This window comes from Pseudomonas frigoris, from assembly GCF_047758635.1.
GTDB classification, from domain to species: Bacteria; Pseudomonadota; Gammaproteobacteria; order Pseudomonadales; family Pseudomonadaceae; genus Aquipseudomonas; species Aquipseudomonas frigoris.
Window position 1 is genome coordinate 2,920,001 of sequence record NZ_CP180479.1, and the last position, 17,662, is coordinate 2,937,662.

General features: G+C 58.5%; 15 protein-coding genes and 4 pseudogenes. 10 read left to right on the top strand and 9 right to left on the bottom strand.

Annotated features, from left to right (window positions below):
- Nucleotides 1-70: 70 nt before the first annotated feature.
- Nucleotides 71-862 (bottom strand): NAD(P)H-dependent oxidoreductase, encoded by a 792-nt coding sequence (locus tag ACMXYH_RS13400; protein ID WP_415767351.1) that lies wholly within the window; start codon nucleotides 860-862, stop codon nucleotides 71-73.
- A gap of 85 nt (nucleotides 863-947) precedes the next feature.
- Here ACMXYH_RS13400 and ACMXYH_RS13405 point away from each other — a divergent pair, with 85 nt between their 5' ends.
- Nucleotides 948-1,841, top strand: a complete 894-nt coding sequence (locus ACMXYH_RS13405; protein ID WP_415767352.1) for a LysR family transcriptional regulator — start codon at nucleotides 948-950, stop codon at nucleotides 1,839-1,841.
- 4 nt (nucleotides 1,842-1,845) lie between these two features.
- Here the strand turns inward: ACMXYH_RS13405 and speF are convergent, their stop codons facing one another.
- Both speF and ACMXYH_RS13415 read right to left on the bottom strand, forming a co-directional pair.
- Nucleotides 1,846-4,029, bottom strand: a complete 2,184-nt coding sequence (gene speF / locus ACMXYH_RS13410; protein WP_415767353.1) for an ornithine decarboxylase SpeF — start codon at nucleotides 4,027-4,029, stop codon at nucleotides 1,846-1,848.
- A gap of 136 nt (nucleotides 4,030-4,165) precedes the next feature.
- Nucleotides 4,166-5,054: pseudogene (locus ACMXYH_RS13415) on the bottom strand (serine hydrolase domain-containing protein).
- Nucleotides 5,055-5,351: 297 nt separating this feature from the next.
- On the opposite strand from ACMXYH_RS13415, the gene ACMXYH_RS13420 reads away from it, so the two are divergent.
- Nucleotides 5,352-6,140 (top strand): DeoR/GlpR family DNA-binding transcription regulator, encoded by a 789-nt coding sequence (locus tag ACMXYH_RS13420; protein ID WP_415767354.1) that lies wholly within the window; start codon nucleotides 5,352-5,354, stop codon nucleotides 6,138-6,140.
- Nucleotides 6,141-6,282: 142 nt separating this feature from the next.
- Here the strand turns inward: ACMXYH_RS13420 and ACMXYH_RS13425 are convergent, their stop codons facing one another.
- Entirely contained in the window at nucleotides 6,283-7,134 is an 852-nt protein-coding gene (locus ACMXYH_RS13425; RefSeq protein ID WP_415767355.1) for a CAP domain-containing protein, read from the bottom strand.
- Between the two features lie 175 nt (nucleotides 7,135-7,309).
- Here ACMXYH_RS13425 and ACMXYH_RS13430 point away from each other — a divergent pair, with 175 nt between their 5' ends.
- The gene (locus ACMXYH_RS13430; RefSeq protein ID WP_415767356.1) at nucleotides 7,310-7,930 is read left to right on the top strand and encodes a cell wall hydrolase; all 621 of its coding nucleotides are present in this window, start codon (nucleotides 7,310-7,312) and stop codon (nucleotides 7,928-7,930) included.
- A 178-nt stretch (nucleotides 7,931-8,108) separates the two neighbouring features.
- A complete protein-coding gene (locus ACMXYH_RS13435) occupies nucleotides 8,109-9,011 on the top strand; it encodes a universal stress protein (protein WP_415767357.1) in 903 nt (300 codons plus the stop codon).
- A 503-nt stretch (nucleotides 9,012-9,514) separates the two neighbouring features.
- On the opposite strand, the gene ACMXYH_RS13440 is transcribed toward ACMXYH_RS13435, so the two are convergent.
- A complete protein-coding gene (locus ACMXYH_RS13440) occupies nucleotides 9,515-10,183 on the bottom strand; it encodes a polysaccharide lyase family 7 protein (RefSeq protein WP_129436826.1) in 669 nt (222 codons plus the stop codon).
- Between the two features lie 347 nt (nucleotides 10,184-10,530).
- On the opposite strand from ACMXYH_RS13440, the gene ACMXYH_RS13445 reads away from it, so the two are divergent.
- Nucleotides 10,531-11,619 carry a DUF3616 domain-containing protein gene (locus tag ACMXYH_RS13445; protein WP_415767172.1) on the top strand — a complete coding sequence of 363 codons (1,089 nt, stop codon included), beginning with the start codon at nucleotides 10,531-10,533 and terminating at the stop codon, nucleotides 11,617-11,619.
- A 37-nt stretch (nucleotides 11,620-11,656) separates the two neighbouring features.
- Entirely contained in the window at nucleotides 11,657-11,932 is a 276-nt protein-coding gene (locus tag ACMXYH_RS13450) for a LysE family translocator (RefSeq protein ID WP_415767173.1), read from the top strand.
- Nucleotides 11,933-12,127: 195 nt separating this feature from the next.
- Here ACMXYH_RS13450 and ACMXYH_RS13455 read toward each other — a convergent pair whose 3' ends face one another.
- Entirely contained in the window at nucleotides 12,128-12,454 is a 327-nt protein-coding gene (locus tag ACMXYH_RS13455; protein ID WP_415767358.1) for a barstar family protein, read from the bottom strand.
- A gap of 154 nt (nucleotides 12,455-12,608) precedes the next feature.
- The gene (locus ACMXYH_RS13460) at nucleotides 12,609-13,514 is read right to left on the bottom strand and encodes a LysR family transcriptional regulator (RefSeq protein ID WP_415767359.1); all 906 of its coding nucleotides are present in this window, start codon (nucleotides 13,512-13,514) and stop codon (nucleotides 12,609-12,611) included.
- Here ACMXYH_RS13460 and ACMXYH_RS13465 point away from each other — a divergent pair.
- From ACMXYH_RS13465 to ACMXYH_RS31480, 3 genes and pseudogenes are all read left to right on the top strand, one after another.
- A pseudogene (locus ACMXYH_RS13465) lies at nucleotides 13,505-14,561 on the top strand (tartrate dehydrogenase). The gene ACMXYH_RS13460 and the pseudogene ACMXYH_RS13465 overlap by 10 nt on opposite strands.
- An 87-nt stretch (nucleotides 14,562-14,648) precedes the next feature.
- Nucleotides 14,649-15,464, top strand: a pseudogene (locus tag ACMXYH_RS13470) (cation:dicarboxylate symporter family transporter); the annotation flags it as partial.
- A gap of 51 nt (nucleotides 15,465-15,515) precedes the next feature.
- Nucleotides 15,516-15,737, top strand: coding sequence for a hypothetical protein (locus ACMXYH_RS31480; RefSeq protein ID WP_432760528.1), 222 nt, complete (start codon nucleotides 15,516-15,518; stop codon nucleotides 15,735-15,737).
- A gap of 54 nt (nucleotides 15,738-15,791) precedes the next feature.
- On the opposite strand, the gene ACMXYH_RS13475 is transcribed toward ACMXYH_RS31480, so the two are convergent.
- Nucleotides 15,792-16,277, bottom strand: a complete 486-nt coding sequence (locus tag ACMXYH_RS13475) for an adenosine-specific kinase (RefSeq protein ID WP_415767360.1) — start codon at nucleotides 16,275-16,277, stop codon at nucleotides 15,792-15,794.
- 283 nt (nucleotides 16,278-16,560) lie between these two features.
- Here ACMXYH_RS13475 and ACMXYH_RS13480 point away from each other — a divergent pair.
- Nucleotides 16,561-16,821 (top strand): annotated as a pseudogene (locus ACMXYH_RS13480) (aliphatic nitrilase); the annotation flags it as partial.
- Between the two features lie 119 nt (nucleotides 16,822-16,940).
- On the opposite strand, the gene ACMXYH_RS13485 reads toward ACMXYH_RS13480, so the two are convergent.
- Nucleotides 16,941-17,639: a dienelactone hydrolase family protein gene (locus ACMXYH_RS13485; RefSeq protein WP_415767361.1), complete on the bottom strand. Its 699-nt coding sequence runs from the start codon at nucleotides 17,637-17,639 to the stop codon at nucleotides 16,941-16,943.
- Between the last annotated feature and the right edge of the window lie 23 nt (nucleotides 17,640-17,662).

Below are 17,662 nucleotides of genomic sequence, written 5' to 3' on the forward strand. Positions count from 1 at the left end.
CGGCCTCGCATCGCTGCAAGGTTTCCTGAAGCATAATCGGCTTCGCGCAGATATCCACTCGCCATCACGCTCAACCCCGGGCTGATTCCCCAATGTGAGCCGCAAAACCGAATTCATCCGCAGCAATCTCGTCGCGCAAGGTCAGTTGCGGAATCTCATACGCCCCCGAATTCTGCGGACGAAACGCGATGGGCTGCGTCGTCCAAAGGTCATCCAGCCGCTGCCCAAGTGAGTCACACGTCGCTGAAAAGCGTGCGTCGTCCATTCGGCCAGTGCGATAGATCATGAACGGTGGCAGCACGTCGAAACCGGGGTAAAACAACACGCCGTGGTGGATCGGGAATAGCAGGTCGTCGATCGGGCCGTTGATCCCCCTCGGGCTGTAATGAGACTCCCAGCCGCCGGCAGTCACGACCAGCATCGCCCGCTTGCCCGCCAGCGTGCCTTCCCCATAACGGTCGCCCCAGCGCGCGTCGGAGTGTTCCCCCACGCCATAGGCGAAACCATAGGCGTAGACCCGCTCCACCCAGCCTTTGAGGATCGCCGGCATCGAGAACCACCACAGGGGAAATTGCAGAATCACCGCGTCCGCCCACATCAGCTTCTCCTGCTCACACGCGATGTCGTGTTGTTGCACGCCTTCTGCGTACGCACGCTTGGAGTCCAGCGACGGATCGAAGCGCGAGTTGGTGGGCCGGCCGAGGCTGTCATCGGCATCCAGCGAGGCTTTCCAGTTCATCGCGTACAAGTCTGAAACCTGGACCTGGTGGCCGGCAGCTTCCAGCCGTTCGATGGCGAAGTCTTTGAGCGAGCCGTTCAAGGACTTGGGTTCAGGGTGGGCATAAACGAGCAAAACATTCATCACTGAGTCTCCGGTGTCTGGAGGCTGCAGGATCGGACGTTGACCGGTATATTGGAAATGAATAACCAATATGTCAGGTATTGTGATGAATAATCTGCGGCGCCTGGACATCAACCTGTTGCTGACCCTTGATGTCCTGCTTTCGGAACACAATGTGACCCGCGCGGCTCACCGTCTGAATCTGTCGCAACCGTCGGTGAGTGTGCACCTGGCGAAGTTGCGCGATATTTTCGGCGATCCGCTGTTGCTGCCGGGCCCACGGGGCATGCGGCCCACCGCCCGGGCCGATGAATTGCGCGAACCGCTGCGCCAGGCACTGGAAGCTCTGGAGCGCGCCGTGTCGCCCGCGGACGCTTTCAACCCGGCCGAGGCGCAACAGACGTGGAAGGTCATGGCGTCCGATTACGGCGAGTCGACCATCCTGTTGCCCGCATTGGCCGGGCTGCGCTCGGCAGCACCGGGCACGCGCCTGGCGGTGTTTGACCTGGTGCCGCCACGGTTGGCCAAACAAGCGGAGCAGGGCGCCATCGATCTGGCTTTTCATACCCGCGAGGACTCGCCACCCGGTTTGCATCGCCGGGCATTGTTTACCGAACGCTATGTGCTGGTGGGGCGTGCCGACCATCCGCGTCTGCAAAAGCGGCCGACTCTGGCGCAATTCTGCGAGCTCGATCATGTGATCGTGTCGCCGGATGGCGGCGGCTTTCACGGCACCACTGACAGGGCGCTCGCTGAAGTCGGGCTGACGCGTCGGGTCGTTCTGTCGGTTCCGCATTTCCTGTTTGTCCGCTCGGTGCTGGAGAGCACGGATCTGGTGGCGATGCTGCCAGCACGGCTGGTTCGTGACGTAAACGGGCTGGCGGTGTTCGAGCCACCGCTGGAGGTGCCGGGTTACGAGATGAGCATGCTCTGGCCGGAGCGCTGCCATCGCGATCCGGCGCATCAGTGGTTGCGGGCGTTTATTGTGGGGTCGGTGTGAAGACTCAAGGCTTGATCACGTACCCATAGGCTCGAATGCGACCACCTTCTTGTTTCAAATACACGCCCTGGAGTTCCGGGGTGAAGCCAGGAAGAGCGTTGATACCTTCCTCCAGCGCCAGGAAGTACTTGAGCACCGCGCCTCCCCATATTTCCCCGGGCACCACGCAGAGCACGCCGGGTGGATAGGGAAGGGCACCTTCGGCAGCGATGCGACCCTCCGCGTCCGCCAGCGCCACCAGTTCGACGTTGCCACGGATGAATTCGAACTGTGCTGCCTGCGGGTTCATCGCCTTTTTCGGGAAGTGTTCCTTGCGGAACATTGCCTTCTGCAATTGCTGGACGTTGTGGGTGCGGTAGAGGTCGTGCATCTCCTGGCAGAGTTGGCGAATGGTGTAGTTGCGATAGCGCTCCTGATGCGTTGCATAGATGGCCGGCAACACCCGGCTCATCGGTGCGTCATCACTGATGAAGCGTTCAAAGCGTGCGATCTGTGCGGCGAGATGCGTCATCTTTGCCCAGTCTTCGGCAGGGGTGAGCAGGAACAGAATCGAGTTCAGGTCGCACTTTTCAGGAACGATGCCATTCTCGCGCAGGAAGTTGGCGAGGATGCCGGCATGGATGCCGAAGTCGGTGTAACTGCCATCGACCGGGTCGATGCCTGGCGTGGTGAACAGCAACTTGCAGGGGTCGATGAAGTATTGCTTGTCGGCGTAACCACTGAAGGCATGCCAGCGATCCTTCGGATGGAATTCGAAAAACCGGATGTCGTTGGCGATGTCCTCAGTCGGATGGTCCTGCCAGGGGCGACCGTCAATGGTGTCCGGCACGAAGGGGCGAACCATGGTGCACGCTTCCAGAATCAATTTGCGCGCGTCGATGCCGAACTTCACACAGTCTTCCCACAGGCGCAGGCCACTGCGGCCGGAATGGATGCGCGCGTTCACATCCAGTGAGGCGAACAGCGGATAAAACGGGCTGGTAGAGGCTTGGGCCATGAAGGCGTTGTTCAGCCGTGCATGGTTGCAATAACGGGCCTGGCCTTTGATATGGCGATCTTTCTTGTGGATCTGCGACGCCTGGGAAAACCCCGCCTGCTGTTTGTGCACCGATTGAGTGACAAATATACCGGGATCGTTTTCATGCAGATCCAGCAGCAACGGCGAGCAATCCTTCATCATCGGGATGAACTGTTCGTAACCCACCCATGCCGAGTCAAACAGGATGTAGTCGCACAGTTTGCCGATGCGATCGACGACTTGTCTGGCGTTGTAGATGGTGCCGTCATAGGTGCCCAGCTGAATGATCGCCAGACGAAACGGCCGTGGCAGTTGGGCCTTGTCCGGTGCCACTTCGCTGATGAGTTCGCGCAGGTAACCTTCTTCGAAACAATGGGCGTCAATCCCGCCGATAAAACCATAAGGGTTGCGCGCGGTTTCCAGGTAAACCGGGGTAGCCCCCGCCTGGATCAACGCACCTTGGTGATTGGATTTGTGGTTGTTTCGATCGAACAGCACCAGATCGCCAGGCGTGAGTAGCGCATTGGTGACCACCTTGTTAGAGGCCGATGTGCCATTGAGCACGAAGTAGGTCTTGTCGGCGTTGAACACCTGCGCCGCGTGTTTTTGCGCCTGAAGTGCCGGGCCTTCGTGGATCAGCAAGTCGCCGAGCTTGACGTCGGCGTTGCACATGTCGGCGCGAAATAGAGTCTCGCCGAAGAAGTCGAAGAACTGCCGGCCAGCCGGGTGTTTGCGGAAAAACTGGCCGCCCTGGTGGCCAGGGCAGGCGAACGTAGCGTTGGCCGATTCGGTGTAGTGCTTGAGCGCGTCGAAGAAGGGCGGCAGGAGACTTTCTTCATAGGCTTTTGCCGCGGTCTCCAATTGGTTGCCATGGTATTCGGCGTTATTGCGCGAGGGGTCAAAAATGCCATTCACCTGAAGCAGCACATCTTGCAGGTGCTTGTAGACGTCCCGGGCGCGGTTGCCGGAACCGGGAGAGGCGACGAGAAAAATGGGGATATCGAAACCGGTACGCTGCAGGGCGTCCAGGGCGCCCGCCATCACATCCTCCACAGAGAACACCGCAACCGCGACGTCGGTGTAGTCGGTTTGATTGAGCGGGATCACTTCTCGGGAGGTCTGGAAACAATCGAACGCGGAATCACTGGCGGCTATTTTCAGGGCTTTCATGCGGGGAATCTCCTAGCGGACAGTCACTTGTCGGCTTTTTTCAAGAGATCAATTTAGCGAGGGCGCCTTCAAGGTTCCCTGATCCAAATCATGTCGCCACTGGTTATAGACCATGCGGGGAAGGGTTACGGCTTTTCTACCGGTTTTTCCCAAGGACTGCCGACAGGCGTTCGACCACTTCTGCTTCGGCAACCCCTTCGTCGGCGCCTTCATGAAAGACCACGCAACTCGCCGCGTTTTCGCCATCAACGCAGCGATAGACCGCCACTACGCTGCCCGGGCCGGCGCCGGTGTGTCCGCTCAACGTCAGATCGCCCGTGACCAAACCCTGCATCAGGCCGAGACCGTAGCCCGGGGAAGTCCACGGGCGACCGGGAATCGGGCCGCCGAGGACGCGTACCGTTTGCATCGCTTGCAGCAGCGCGTTTGGCAGAAGGTTGCCGGCCAGCAGACCGTCCAGACAAAGGGCGGCTTCCTCAAGTGGGCCAACCAGCAAGCCGTGATACACCCAGCCGGGGTCGTAGGTTGGCGCGCTCCCCATGTTCACGCCGTCCAGATCGGCTTGCGTTTTGGCGAGGCGTACGCGGGATAAACCGAGGGGGGCGAACACACGCTCCGTGAGCGCTGCTTCAAGCGTGCGCCCCCGTCACGCGTTCAATCAGTCGCACGACGAACAGATAGCCGACGTTCGAATAGCGCCAACCGTCCCCGGGTGCGTAGCGCAATCGGCTGGCATCAAGGCGTTGCAGCATGTCATCGGCCGGCCAGGGCGTCTCATGGCGGGCCACGGCGTTGTGGTAGTCGGCGAGTTCGCCATAATCCGCCAGCCCGGCCTCGTGCCGCAGCAGTTGGCGCAGCGTGAAGGGGCCTTCAGCAACGGTGTCGTCAAGGTCGATCAACCCGTCACGCACCAGTGACAGCGCGGCAGCAGCGAGCACGGTTTTGGTAAAGCTCCACCAGGGCACCGTTGTATCCGGCCTTTCAGGCGTGACGAGAGCGCCGTTCGATACAAGGGAACACAGCATGAGTCGACTCTGGATGGAGGAGGGAGCGAATGGCCTTTGGCTTCTGCTGATCAGGCGTGACCCAACGCAATCGCGAACGAGACCACGATCATGCAGGCAAAGGCAAAGTTTAGATTCATGAAGTTTTCATCCAAAATATGTGTGATGGCGCCATCTTGAACAAGTCACAAACAAATAAAAAATTCGGCTTCATGATTTGAATTATCGAAACAATTGATGTCCGGGTGGTTTGTGTTTATCCCGCGCTTTGGCTAGTCTCGCACAAGCACGCAATTTCGCGCAAAAACAGGCAAAAACATGCACGACTCACACTCAGCCGCCGAGCTCCCTCATCTGCGCCGGCAAAAAATCCTGTTGATTCTCGAACGTGACGGCAAGGTCATGGCTAGTGAGCTGAGCCTGCATTTCGCAGTGTCCGAAGACACCATTCGCCGTGATCTGGCGGAGCTGGCCACCGCCGGGCTGGTGCAGCGGGTGCACGGCGGGGCACTGCCGCGGCCCAAGGACACCGGCAAGGATTATTTCACCCGCGTCAGTGAAACCGATGAAGTGAAAACACACCTGGCGCAACTCGCCGCACGCCAGGTACACAACGGCCAGATTGTGATTTTCGATTCGGGGAGCACGACGCTGCAAATCGCCCGTTCTCTACCTTCGGACATTGCCATTACGGCCGTCACCGCCTCGCCGATGATTGCGATCACCCTGGCCGAATACAAAGGCATCACGGTGATTCTGGCCGGCGGGCAACTCAATCCCGCGACCCTGTCGGCCAGCGGACATGAAACCCTGCGGCTGATCGAGGGCATCAAGGCTGATCTGTTGTTCACCGGCGTCTGTGCGATTCACCCGGAAGTCGGCATCAGCTCCCTGCATTTCGACGAGGTGCCGGTCAAACAGGCGATGCTCGCCAGCGCCTCCCATGTCGTTGCCGTCACCACCGCCGACAAACTGGGGGCGGTGGAGCCGTTCGTGGTCGCGCCGTGTCAGCGTATTCATACCCTGATCACCGAGCGTCATGTGGCGTCGGGCAATGTCGAGGACTATCAAAAGCTCGGGATTGAGGTGGTGCAGGTGGAGGCGTGAAGCGCCCCATCAGTGCTTCGTTGCTTGGCAGGTCGTCCAATCACTATTGATGACCCAGTGATCGACAAAATCCATGACGGGTTTTTACTGTCCGGCGCCCAAAAGTGAGCTCCGGGTTTGTGCCTGCAAAAAAACCGGGCGTTTATGGCGTCCCGAACATCACCGTCCAGTAAATCCCCGGATCACTCTTCGGATCAACCGCATATGCCGCGCCCAACTCCCGGTACTGTGGGTTCATCAGGTTCGCGCAGTGACCGGCGCTGGACACCCAGCCATCGACCACCTTGCGCACGGTGTCTTGTCCGGCAGCGATGTTCTCGCCGATCAGCCCGCCGCTATAACCAGCCAATTCAGCTCGATCACCCGGCATGCGGCCATCGCGGTCCTTGTGATCGAAGTAATTGTTGTTGGCCATTGACCGGGCGTGCTCCTCGGCCGCCGTCGCCAGCGTGGCGTTCCAGGCCAGTGGCGTGGTGGCGGCAAAGGATTGCGTGCCGCACTGGCGCGGCTGACTGCGTGCGATGTTGAGCTCGGCCAGCAGCTTCTGACCTTCCGCCTGCCAGTCGCCCAGACGAGCGCTCAACAGCGGACGTGCCAGCACGATGCGCCACTCACGGTCCTGGCGGCTGACGCCGACATCGACGAATTGCGGGTCCAGCACGATCTGGCAAAAGCTTTCCTGAATGGCTTTCATCGCCGACGGCGCATCACGCGGCCCGGACAGGCTGATCGCCTGCACATTCTTCATCGGATAACCCGCGCTGGCCATTGCCTGCTGCAGATTGCCGACGCTGTTGGCGTTCAGCGCCAGCCGTGGATCGCCGGCCAGCGGTGGCAGTTCCTGCGAGACCTGACCCGCGCAGCGCTGCACCTGGCTGCGGTAGAGGTTGATCGAATCAATCAGTTGTTTCTCGTCGGCCGCCAACGCATTCACGGCGTACAACATCCCCAGTGACAACGTGGCAAGACGCATAGCAGATGATTTGAAGCGCATGGAAATCCCCTTGAGCTGACTGCGCCCATGATGCGCGATTTCACCCCCGCGAGTGCAATGCCTTTTCGCGTCCAAACACAGTTTTTTTGTCCATCTGTTGGAATGAATTTTGGCAACTACAATCAAGCAAAGTCGCCAGTGCGGCGTGCTCCCGGTTCCGTCCGAAGGGTCGATCATGCGAGTTATCTGGATATCCACCTGCTTCGCAATAACCCTTCTCGCCGGCCCGGCCATCGCGTCTGAGCAGGAGCAAAAAAAGGAAGTGGCTGAGGACAAGGCCGAGGTCCTGGAGCAGAAAGCCGCGGAGAAGGGCACCGATGTGCCGGTGCCCAAGTCCGAAACCATCACCACCTCCGAGGCTCAGGCGATCGATCCGGCCGGTCAGTCGCCCATGGATGATGTAATTACCTGTCTGGCCCGCTCCATTTACTGGGAAGCCAAAGGCAAATCGTCCGCGGACATGGAAGCCGTCGCCAGCGTCGTCATGAATCGTCTGGGCCATGATGGCTTTCCGGACACGGTATGCGCCGTGGTCAAGCAGGGTTCTGAAACCAGGAATTGTCAGTTTTCGTGGTGGTGTGATGGACGCTCGGATCAGGTCCAGGAAGAAACCCAATACGCGATTGCCAAGGAAATCGCGCGCAAAGCGCTCAACAAACAACTGAACGACCGAACCTATGGCGCGATGTATTTCCACGACAGGAAGGCGAAACCCGTTTGGGCCAGGAAATACATCAAGACCACCGAGACCTCGATGTTTCTTTTTTACAAGCCGCGTGGCGGGTCGGCGAAGTAAGGACGTTCGCATGAGCGAGGTCCACGCCATCCTCAAAGCCTATGGCTTCAACCTCGGGTATCCAGGCGTATATTGATAGTGTCGATCCATATAGTTGAGGCGATAGTAAATCGTCGGTGGTGTGACAGGCGAGAGCGCTGGGGGGAGCTAGATATCCCGGAACGTTTGGAGGTGTTACATGAGCCAATATCAACGACTTTTTCTGATAGCCGGTCCAGGCATGCGTCACACACCGGCGTTGGAGCGAGCTGTCGCCATTGCCGAAGCCACCGGCGCAGCGCTGCACATCACGGTGTTTATCGAAGACTCCAACCTCTTGGGTTTGAAGAGCGCTGGTGCACGTTTTCGTGAGGCCTGTCAGCAAGAGAACGAAAAATGGTTGACGGATGAGGCCGATCTAATACGCGAGCGCGGGGTCATGGTGAGTACCGAAGTGCTTGTCACGCGAACCGCGCTGCAAGAAATACTTCGGCATGTGGCAGAAATGCAGCCGGATCTGGTTATCAAGGACGTGCAACACGAGTCAGCGCTCAAACGCGTTTTCATTACGCCTCTGGATTGGCACCTGTTGCGCGAATGTCCGGTGGCTGTGCATCTGGTCAGCGCAGTCAGGTGTCCACTTCCGCGGGTGGTAGTGGCGGCAGTCGATCCGTCAAAACCTGAGACTCAGATCACTGGCATCAACGACCGCATCATCCAGGCGGCGAACGGATTGTCAATGCAATGCAGCGCGGAACTGCATCTGCTGCATGCCTACGATCTATCGCTGACACATATATCCGACGCAGGCGCTGGTGCAGTGACGATGCCAGGTTTCAGCAGCGATGTGCGCAAGTCACTGCAAAAGTCATTTATCGCATTGGCCGACCACTACGGTGTGCCCACTGAGCGACAACACTTCGTTGAAGGGCCACCTGGCAAAGCGCTGGCCGACTTTGCAGGGCATCACCGGGCCGATGTGATCGTCATGGGAAATGCGCATCGCAAGGGACTGGGCAAATGGGTGGGCAGTACGACGGAGCATGTTCTGTATCAAGTGCCCTGCAACATTTTCGCCGTTACGGGGTCTGCGGATCAGTGAATGTATTCGCTATTAAAAGCCTCGCAAGGAGCGCCTCAGCGACTGGGGCGGGATTTTTGAGGGCGCGTGTTGAGGTATCCCGGTAAGTATCGCCATCGGTTGCCGCCAAAAGCTCAAATCAAACAGCGTATGCCGACATGCCAGCAGCTTGTCCGCCGGTCGCTCCTCGCCGACTCCGGCCATCCGCGACCAGTTGCAATCGACCCGAAGCTGCCAGTCGCGAGAACTTTCACCCTGTCCCATTCTGACTGTAGGTACGCGGAGCGTGTAAGGCTGTTTATGAGCTGGCTGTGTGTTTCTTCACCAACCCCTCAACCCGCCTGCGATAGCAGCGTATCCCACTGTATGCGCACGCAATGGTTTTGAAAGGCTTCGAGGGCATCTGCGGCCTGCGCGGTTGAGTTCACTGACAGCTAGTCACTTGGTAGCCGATCGACGAGGAAATCCACTAAAGTCTTCACCCTTCGGATCGGCGTGCCGACGGTAGTGACCCAATGAAGCGACTAAATTTTGTGATGGATCTCCAGCATCCTGAACGTCACTTTTCCACCCTCGCTGGGATAGCCGGTGTTGTCCTGCACATACGCACCGGCTTTGAAATACAGTGGTTTGGTCTTCCAGCTCGGGTCGATGGTGGTTCTCCAGTTGTATCCTGCTGCGCTGATGCCCAGCGCGCCCTTCGGGCTGAGGTGGATCTGGTAGGAAAAGTCGCGGTTGAGCGGCACACCCGTCGCAATGGTAATGACCTGGCCTTCTTCATCGTCGGGACGCATGCGCACCTTGGCGACAATGTTTCCCGTCGAAGTCGACGTTTTGTACTGGTATTCCAGCTTCACCATGGGGCTGTTGCTGTCCTTGTTGTGAATCTGGCCAATCACGATCTTGCCGGTGCTCGGAACCTGATTGACGGCCAGACTCGCGCGCAGGGTGTTATCCGCCGCTGAATACTGCCAGTTGCGCAGCGTTCCATCGCTATAGGTTTCCCGCAACTCGCTACGCGGGTAAATAGCGTTGGCCGTCCTGGAACCGGTCACAGGTGCCCAGAAGGAAAGGGTAGCGGCTTCAGAACTGAAATACTGGTCCTTGAACCCTTGCGCCAGTCGAGGCGTTTCTATGGTGGCCGGTGGGCTGCCTTCAGGGATGCTTAAATTCCAGGTGGCGAGGTCGATCATGTCAAGAATCCTGTATGCGGAGAATGTTGCGGCCACAGTTGCGCTCGAACCTGCGCTATTGAGCTGTGTCAGTTGGGTCTGCTGATTAGGAAATTCGTATGGCGGTAGATTGACGTCAAATGTTCGTCGATGGAGTTATTGCAGGCTTTGTGCCCACGGGCGTAACCGTTAGTCGGCTATTTTGGAAGTTGACGGAACTATTGTGGGTTGGCTTGCGGCAGCGAAGGAACCAAACCATCAGCGGTGGACCGGTCGGCCAGGACGAGTGCATGCACTGGACGAAGAACACGCGCAGAATCTGGTTCTGAATAACCGGCGCGGCGCGCCATAAAGACAGGAGACCGCTCATGAGCGACCGAAGCAATTTTGCGCTGTTGAGCTTTGATCCGGCGTTTGCGTCGTTGCGCGATGGCCTTTCGGTCGCTCAGCAGATTGACGACACACTCTGGGTGGCGAACGACGAAACCACGAGCCTGGAACGCCTGAAAATCCAGAATGCTACGCCCGGCGGCGGCGTAAGGTGCGACGAGCACCAATCATTTCCACTCCTGGAATATCTGGATTTGCCCCTACCGAAACAAGACGCCGAGATCGATATCGAGGGCTTGGCCTATGTCCATGACAGTGGTTACCTCTGGGTGGTGGGCTCCCATAGCCTGAAGCGCAAGAAGGCCGAGGCCGGCACTTCTGCACAGAAGAATATCAAGCGCCTGTCGACGGTAGAGGCGGACGGCAATCGCTTTCTGCTGGCCCGCATCCCTGTGGTGCAGAACGACAGCTATGTACTCGCCAGGAAAGTGGATGCCGATGGACGTACGGCGGCGCAGTTGCAGGGCAACGAAGTCGGTAACGACCTGACCGCGGCGATTGCTGAAGATCCTCAGCTACGCGACTTCCTGCGTATCCCGGGTAAGGACAACGGCTTCGATATCGAAGGGTTGGTGGTGATCGGCTCGCGCCTTCTGCTGGGGCTGCGTGGACCGGTTCTACGCGGCTGGGCCGTGTTGTTGGAGATCGAACCCGAGTTGAACGACGCCTCGTCTGACACGCTGGTGCTGAAGAAGATCGGTCCGGATGGGCGCCGCTACCGTAAGCACTTCTTCGCGCTCAATGGCCTGGGCTTGCGTGACCTGTGCACCCGCGGTGACGATCTGCTGATCCTGGCGGGCCCCACCATGGAGCAGGACGGTCCGGTAACGGTCTTCCGCTGGCGCGGCGGTTTCGCGTCCGACGAGGAACGCGTGGTCTTCACCGATCAATTGGAGAAGGTGCTGGAGGTGCCTTTCGGGCAAGGCAACGATCACGCTGAGGGCATGTGTCTGTTCCAATCGGGCGAGCAGCCTGGGGAGGCTCTGCTGATCGTCTACGACTCTGCGGCGGAGAGTCGTAAACACGGCGATACGGATGTGGAAGGGGACCTGTTCATCCTGGATTAGCCACGCACATCGACATCAACGCGGCCTGTAGATCAGTTTGCCTGGGCTGCTGGTCGCCACCCTCGGACTTGCCGCACTGACCCAGCAGTTCGAGTCGGTCTTCATCGCGGTGAAATGGCTCGGCGTTGCCTTTATCCTGTTCATCGCCTGGAACTTATGGTCAAAGAACACCGAACAAATGCAGGCACCTCCAAAGCGCTCAGCAGGCGCGGGCCTTCTCGCCGGAGCCGTGCTGACTCTGAGTAATCCAAAAGCCGTCGTATTTTTCGGCGCGGTGTTGCCCCATGCATTTGATCTGACGGCTCTGTCCTAGCCAGAAGTCATCTTCATTACCGCGCTCGGCATCGGGATCGATCTCACCGTCCAATTGACTTACCTCGTTACCGCGTCGCGAATCAAGCGGGCCATCCAGTGACCGCTTTTGGCCGATAGTAGCCTGTCCGGACGGTCAATTTTCGCCCCGTCGCAGTCGTTGATAACACCCCTGTCGATTGATGTGGGCGAGCATTTAGACATTGAAAGCAAGTGCAAGGAGCGGGGTGCCACCAGCAACGACGATTCGCCAGTTCACAAAAGCTGCACATTCCACAAGCGCTTCAAATTGTTCAGGACAGCGGCGCTTGAAGCTCTGGGCATTGTCGATGACCAATGAAAGCGTATGTCCGCTTTGAACGTGGATGGACGACATTTCTGCGCTGGGGTCATCGAGGTATGAAAGACAATCAACCCAGGCGTCCATATTGCGGCCGTAGAAGCTAGGAAAGCCGAATTTTTCTGCGAAAACACTGTGGAATGTTTGCCAGTCAGTAATCAGGTTTGCATCCACTTGCACCATTGTCAGATTAACCTTCGCCACGTTGGAAAAAACAAGTATGGCGATCTCGCAAGGTGAAGTCAGTTGCTGACTGCGCGCAATCCAAGGCTCAATCCACTACAAACGACGTTGCAGTGACCGCTTCTGGCCGTGAGTTGACGCCCGCCAACCCTGTTCATTCGCGCGTAGATTCCGGTTCTTCCAGGTGATCGATGTGCTTGAAGCGCTCGACCAGGAAATCGATCAGGCTGCGTACCCGCGCCGACAGGTGCAACTGTTGTGGATACACGGCGTAGACATCGGCGCGGGTGGGGGTCTGGTCCTCCAGCACCAGGCGCAAGCGGCCACTGCGCACGTAACGGGCGATGTCCCATTCGGCCCGCAACAGAATGCCGTAACCTTCCAGCGCCCAGTTCAGGGCCACTTCACCGTCGTTGCAGCCTAACGCTCCGCGCACCTTGATGTTTTGCGTGCGCCCACCGTTGGTGAAACTCCATACGCCGTAGGGCGTTTCGTTTTGGCGCAGGAAGATGCAGTTGTGTTGCTGTAAGTCCGCCAGGCGTTGGGGGACGCCATGCTTTTCCAGGTACAGCGGCGAGGCGCATAACAGACGGCGATTGGAGGCGATCTTTCGGGCATGGAAAGCGGCGTCCGGCAGCGTGCCGAAACGAATACCCAGGTCAAAGCCATGAGTCGTGAGGTCGAGCGGGTGGTCGCTGATTTCCAGCTGTATTTCCACCTCCGGGTACTGCGCGAAGAACGCGCCCAGGGCCGGGCCGATATAGCGCCGACCGAATCCCAGCGAAGCATTGACGCGAATCAGGCCTTTAGGCGTCGCCCGACTGCTGCTGATCAGCTGCTCGACCTCATCGATCTGCGTCAGGATGCGCGCGGCATGGGAAAAATACAGTTCACCTTCCGAGGTCAGGCTCATCGAGCGCGTGGTGCGGTTGACCAGGCGTATACCCAGTCGTGCTTCCAGCGCGGTCAGGCGTTTGCTCACCGCCGGCGGTGTGACGCCCAGCTCGTTCGACAGGCACACCAAGAACGTGACGAGAGTGGAGTTTATTGATGAGCGCATACAAAATTGCTGCGGTTCCAGGTGACGGTATCGGTGTAGAAGTGATCGCCGCGGGCGTCGAGGTGCTGCAAGCCTTGTCGACGAAATCCGGCTTCGAACTGGATTTCAAACACTTCGACTGGAACTCGGACAACTACCTTAAAAACGGCTACTACATCCCGGAAGGCGGCCTGGAAGAACTGAAAACCTTCGACGCCATTTTCTTCGGCGCTGTCGGTGCGCTCAACGTACCGGATCACATTTCGCTGTGGGGCCTGCGTCTGCCGATCTGCCAGGACTTCGACCAATACGCTAACGTGCGTCCGGCTCGCGTACTGCCTGGGGTCAAAAGCCCGCTGCTCAATGGCGATCAAATCGATTGGGTCGTGGTGCGTGAAAACTCCGAGGGCGAGTACTCCGGCAACGGCGGTCGTGTCCACCGGGGGGCTGCCCGAAGAAGTCGCCACCGAAGTGTCGGTGTTCACCCGTGCCGGGGTCGAGCGCATTCACCGTTTCGCCTTCGAACTGGCGCAAAGCCGTCCACGCAGACACCTGACCATGGTCACCAAATCCAACGCCCAGCGTCACGGCATGGTGCTGTGGGACGAGATCTTCTATGAAGTCGCCAAGGACTTTCCTGATGTGAAGATCGACAAGGAACTGGTCGACGCCGTGACCACGCGCATGGTGCTCAAACCGTCGACGCTGGACGTGATCGTCGCCACCAACCTGCACGCCGACATCCTGTCCGATCTGGCCGCCGCGTTGTCCGGCAGCCTGGGCATCGCGCCGACCGCCAACCTGAACCCCTCGCGCAAATTCCCCTCGATGTTCGAACCGATCCACGGCTCGGCCTTCGACATCACCGGCAAAGGCGTCGCCAACCCGATCGCAACGTTCTGGACGGCGGCAATGATGCTCGAACACCTGGGCGAAGCGGCCGCGGCGAAGCACCTGATGTCGGCCATCGAGGCGGTGACCGAGAGCGGTCTGCATACCCCGGATCTGGGTGGTACGGCCACCACCCGCCAGATCACCGATGCGGTCATCGAGTTGATCAAACGCTGATTCAAGCGGCGGCACAACGCCAAGGGGCTGATCACCGATCAGACCCCTTGGCATTTCCTGACAACAATAAAAAATCAGGGCCCTGTCATGAAAAGAATATTCGGCAAGCTTTACGTACAAGTGCTCATCGCCGTGATCCTCGGCGCCATCGTCGGAGTGCTCGTGCCCGAAACCGGAACAGCGCTCAAACCCTTGGGCGACGCGTTCATCAAACTGATCAAAATGCTCCTCGCCCCGGTGATTTTCCTGACGGTGGTCACGGGCATTGCACGCATGGAGAACATGAAAGAGCTGGGTCGTGTCGGCTTTCGTGCGCTGATCTATTTCGAAGTGGTGTCCACCCTGGCACTGGTCGTCGGTCTGGTGGTTGTCGATGTGTTCAAACCCGGCGCCGGCATGAACATCGATGTCACCACGCTGGATACGTCCAGCCTGGCCACCTACACCAGCGCCGTGAAGCATGCGTCGTTCATGGACTTTGTGATGAACATCATCCCCGACACCATCGTGGATGCCTTCGCCAAGGGCAACGTGCTGCAAATATTGCTGTTCTCCCTACTGCTGGGTATTGCCCTGGCGCATGTCGGACCTCGTGCCAAGGTGTTCGTCGACACGCTGGACAGCCTGATGCAGGGCATGTTTCGCATCGTCAACATGGTCATGCGTCTGGCCCCCATCGGTGCCTTCGGGGCGATTGCCTTCACCATCGGAAAATACGGCTTTGGCTCGCTGTTCTCGCTCGGCAAGCTGATGGCTTGTGTCTACCTGACCTGTGCCGTGTTCGTGATTTTTGTACTGGGTCCGATCTGCCGCTACAGCGGATTCAGCCTGTGGAAGTTTCTGAAATTCATCAAGGAAGAACTGTTCACTGTCCTCGGCACCAGCTCTTCGGAATCGGTACTGCGATCAACTGATCCGTCAGGGTCAGCGGTGTGTTCGTGGCCTGCGCGATGAATGTCGGAAGCGCGAGCGATCACCAACACCATCGGCAATGGCGTCGGGACAATGGCCATTGCCAAATGGGTAGGGGCGCTGGACACCGTGAAGATGCACAAGGCGTTGAATGGTGAGGTCGAAGGGGAGACGCCCGCGACGGCTCAGGCAGAGGTTATCGCTGCTCCTTCGGCGTTGGGCGCTCGCGTGCTGCCAAACCGCCCAAAAGCCCCTCAGGCGTGAGGTGTGAGGCGCTGAACGGTGTGATGTTCAGCGCCCGGTTGTAACGGAAGGTGCTCAAAGTTTGTAGCCGATTTGCCGCAACAGGTTCTTGCGCCACAGGATGTCTTCCTCGCCTTCAATGCCACGGGCACAGAAGCCATCCACCACGCCCAGAATGGCTCGCCCTTGGTCCGTCTCAGCGAGAATCACTTCAGTCGAATTAGCCGTTGCACAAAAAATGCGGCACACCTCTGGAACCATTTTGACGGCGTTCAACACGTTTACGGGATAGAAGCCATCGTCGAGGAAAATGATGAAGCTATGGCCGGCGGCGATGGCTTGGGCATTGCTCCGGGCCAGTTCGATCATGGCGGTATCGGTGCCAGACCAGCGCACCAGGCAGTTACCGGAGGCTTCGCAAAAGGCCACGCCAAAGCGGATACCCGGCACGGCATTGACCAACGCTTCGTGGATGTCCTCGACGGACTTGATGAAGTGGGTCTGACCGAAAATGAAGTTCGTTGCTTCCGGCTTGTCGATTTTCAACGTGATGAGTTGCATCTCGAACGCCTCCTTTCACGATGTCGGTACTCTTCAGCCTAGCGTGAGAACGAGCCGGGTGTTGAGCGTCGCCGCTTTTGATACGTGAAAATACAAAGCGCCCCGGTGCTGACACATTGCAGATACATCAGTGCGCTCTCATGGGCCAGCCCCACACTCATAGAGAGATTTGCCATGTACCGCAAACTGCAGCATGTCGCGAAGTTCCTCAGCCAGAGCGCGCGTTTATACCGGTCAGCGAGGTACTGAGCGTCGCGACTCGTTCGCGGATCATCTTGAACTTGCCGGTGGTTGCTTCACTGCGATCATCAGCCCGGACGGTTCGGTGTTGGGTTCGTTGACTGAAGGCGAAGGCGAAGTCATCGTCGACCTCGACATGGGCCTGATCGACAAGCGTAAACGCATGATGGATTCGCGCGGTCACAACAGCCGCCCGGAGCTGCTGAGCCTGCTGATCGACCGTACACCGACGAGTCATGTGCATGATCGCAGCGTTCATCCGAAGTTGATGGTGAACGAGGTGGTGGAGGAAACCAGTCGTTAAACGGCTGAAACTGTGTCGACCCCATCGCGGGCAAGCCACGCTCCCCCTGTGGGAGCGTGCGATGCGGCGATCCGACTTGCTCGCGATGAGGCCATTACAGGCGCTAAAAAAGTCTGGCCTTACAGTTCCTGACCCAAAAAGATCAACGTATTGCCATGGGCCTCAGCCGCTGCGCGTTGGTTGTAGCTGTCGCGATGCGAGCAGTTGAAGCCATGTTCGGCCTCCGGGTACACGACAATTTCGACGTTATCGTTGGTATCGAAACGTTCGGCGATTTTCTCCACGGCTTCCAGTGGGATGTGGCTGTCCTGTTCACCGAAGTGCATCAGCAGCGGTACTTCGATGTCATCGGCGCGGTCCAGCTGATTCTGGATTCCGCCGCCGTAATAGGCGATTGCCACGTCCACCAGCCCATTGGCGGCGGTGTGGTACGAGAGCAAACCACCGAAGCAGTAACCAATCGAGGCGATCCCGCCGTCCAGGCCCGGCTGGGCTTTCAAGGCGTCGATGGCCAGTTCGATGTCGGTCTGTGCCTTGCCGATGTCGGTGGCGTTCATCAACTCGACGGCGCGTTTCCAGCCGGCCTCGTCGTAGGTCAGTTCGATGCGGTGGCCGCTGCGCCAGAACAGGTCCGGTGCAATCACCAGGTAACCGTCGGCAGCGTATTGTTCGGCGACCGAGCGGATGTGTTCATTCACGCCGAAAATCTCCTGGATCAACACGATCCCTGGGCCTTTGCGGGTGTGCGGAATCGCCAGGTAAGCGCCGAATTTACCGTCGTCGCTGTCGATCTCGATCCATTGGGTGGTCACGCTCATGGTGGCTCCTGTCTACACAAGTG

Bases quoted from the DNA above. Each gene is read 5' to 3' on its own strand.
- ACMXYH_RS13400 (WP_415767351.1), bottom strand. From the start codon at position 862: ATGAATGTTTTGCTCGTTTATGCCCACCCTGAACCCAAGTCCTTGAAC.
- ACMXYH_RS13460 (WP_415767359.1), bottom strand. From the start codon at position 13,514: ATGCGCTCATCAATAAACTCCACTCTCGTCACGTTCTTGGTGTGCCTG.
- speF (WP_415767353.1), bottom strand. From the start codon at position 4,029: ATGAAAGCCCTGAAAATAGCCGCCAGTGATTCCGCGTTCGATTGTTTC.
- ACMXYH_RS13430 (WP_415767356.1), top strand. From the start codon at position 7,310: ATGCGAGTTATCTGGATATCCACCTGCTTCGCAATAACCCTTCTCGCC.
- ACMXYH_RS13475 (WP_415767360.1), bottom strand. From the start codon at position 16,277: ATGCAACTCATCACGTTGAAAATCGACAAGCCGGAAGCAACGAACTTC.
- ACMXYH_RS13440 (WP_129436826.1), bottom strand. From the start codon at position 10,183: ATGATCGACCTCGCCACCTGGAATTTAAGCATCCCTGAAGGCAGCCCA.
- ACMXYH_RS13435 (WP_415767357.1), top strand. From the start codon at position 8,109: ATGAGCCAATATCAACGACTTTTTCTGATAGCCGGTCCAGGCATGCGT.
- ACMXYH_RS13445 (WP_415767172.1), top strand. From the start codon at position 10,531: ATGAGCGACCGAAGCAATTTTGCGCTGTTGAGCTTTGATCCGGCGTTT.
- ACMXYH_RS13425 (WP_415767355.1), bottom strand. From the start codon at position 7,134: ATGCGCTTCAAATCATCTGCTATGCGTCTTGCCACGTTGTCACTGGGG.
- ACMXYH_RS13420 (WP_415767354.1), top strand. From the start codon at position 5,352: ATGCACGACTCACACTCAGCCGCCGAGCTCCCTCATCTGCGCCGGCAA.
- ACMXYH_RS13405 (WP_415767352.1), top strand. From the start codon at position 948: ATGAATAATCTGCGGCGCCTGGACATCAACCTGTTGCTGACCCTTGAT.
- ACMXYH_RS31480 (WP_432760528.1), top strand. From the start codon at position 15,516: ATGTCGGAAGCGCGAGCGATCACCAACACCATCGGCAATGGCGTCGGG.
- ACMXYH_RS13485 (WP_415767361.1), bottom strand. From the start codon at position 17,639: ATGAGCGTGACCACCCAATGGATCGAGATCGACAGCGACGACGGTAAA.
- ACMXYH_RS13455 (WP_415767358.1), bottom strand. From the start codon at position 12,454: ATGGTGCAAGTGGATGCAAACCTGATTACTGACTGGCAAACATTCCAC.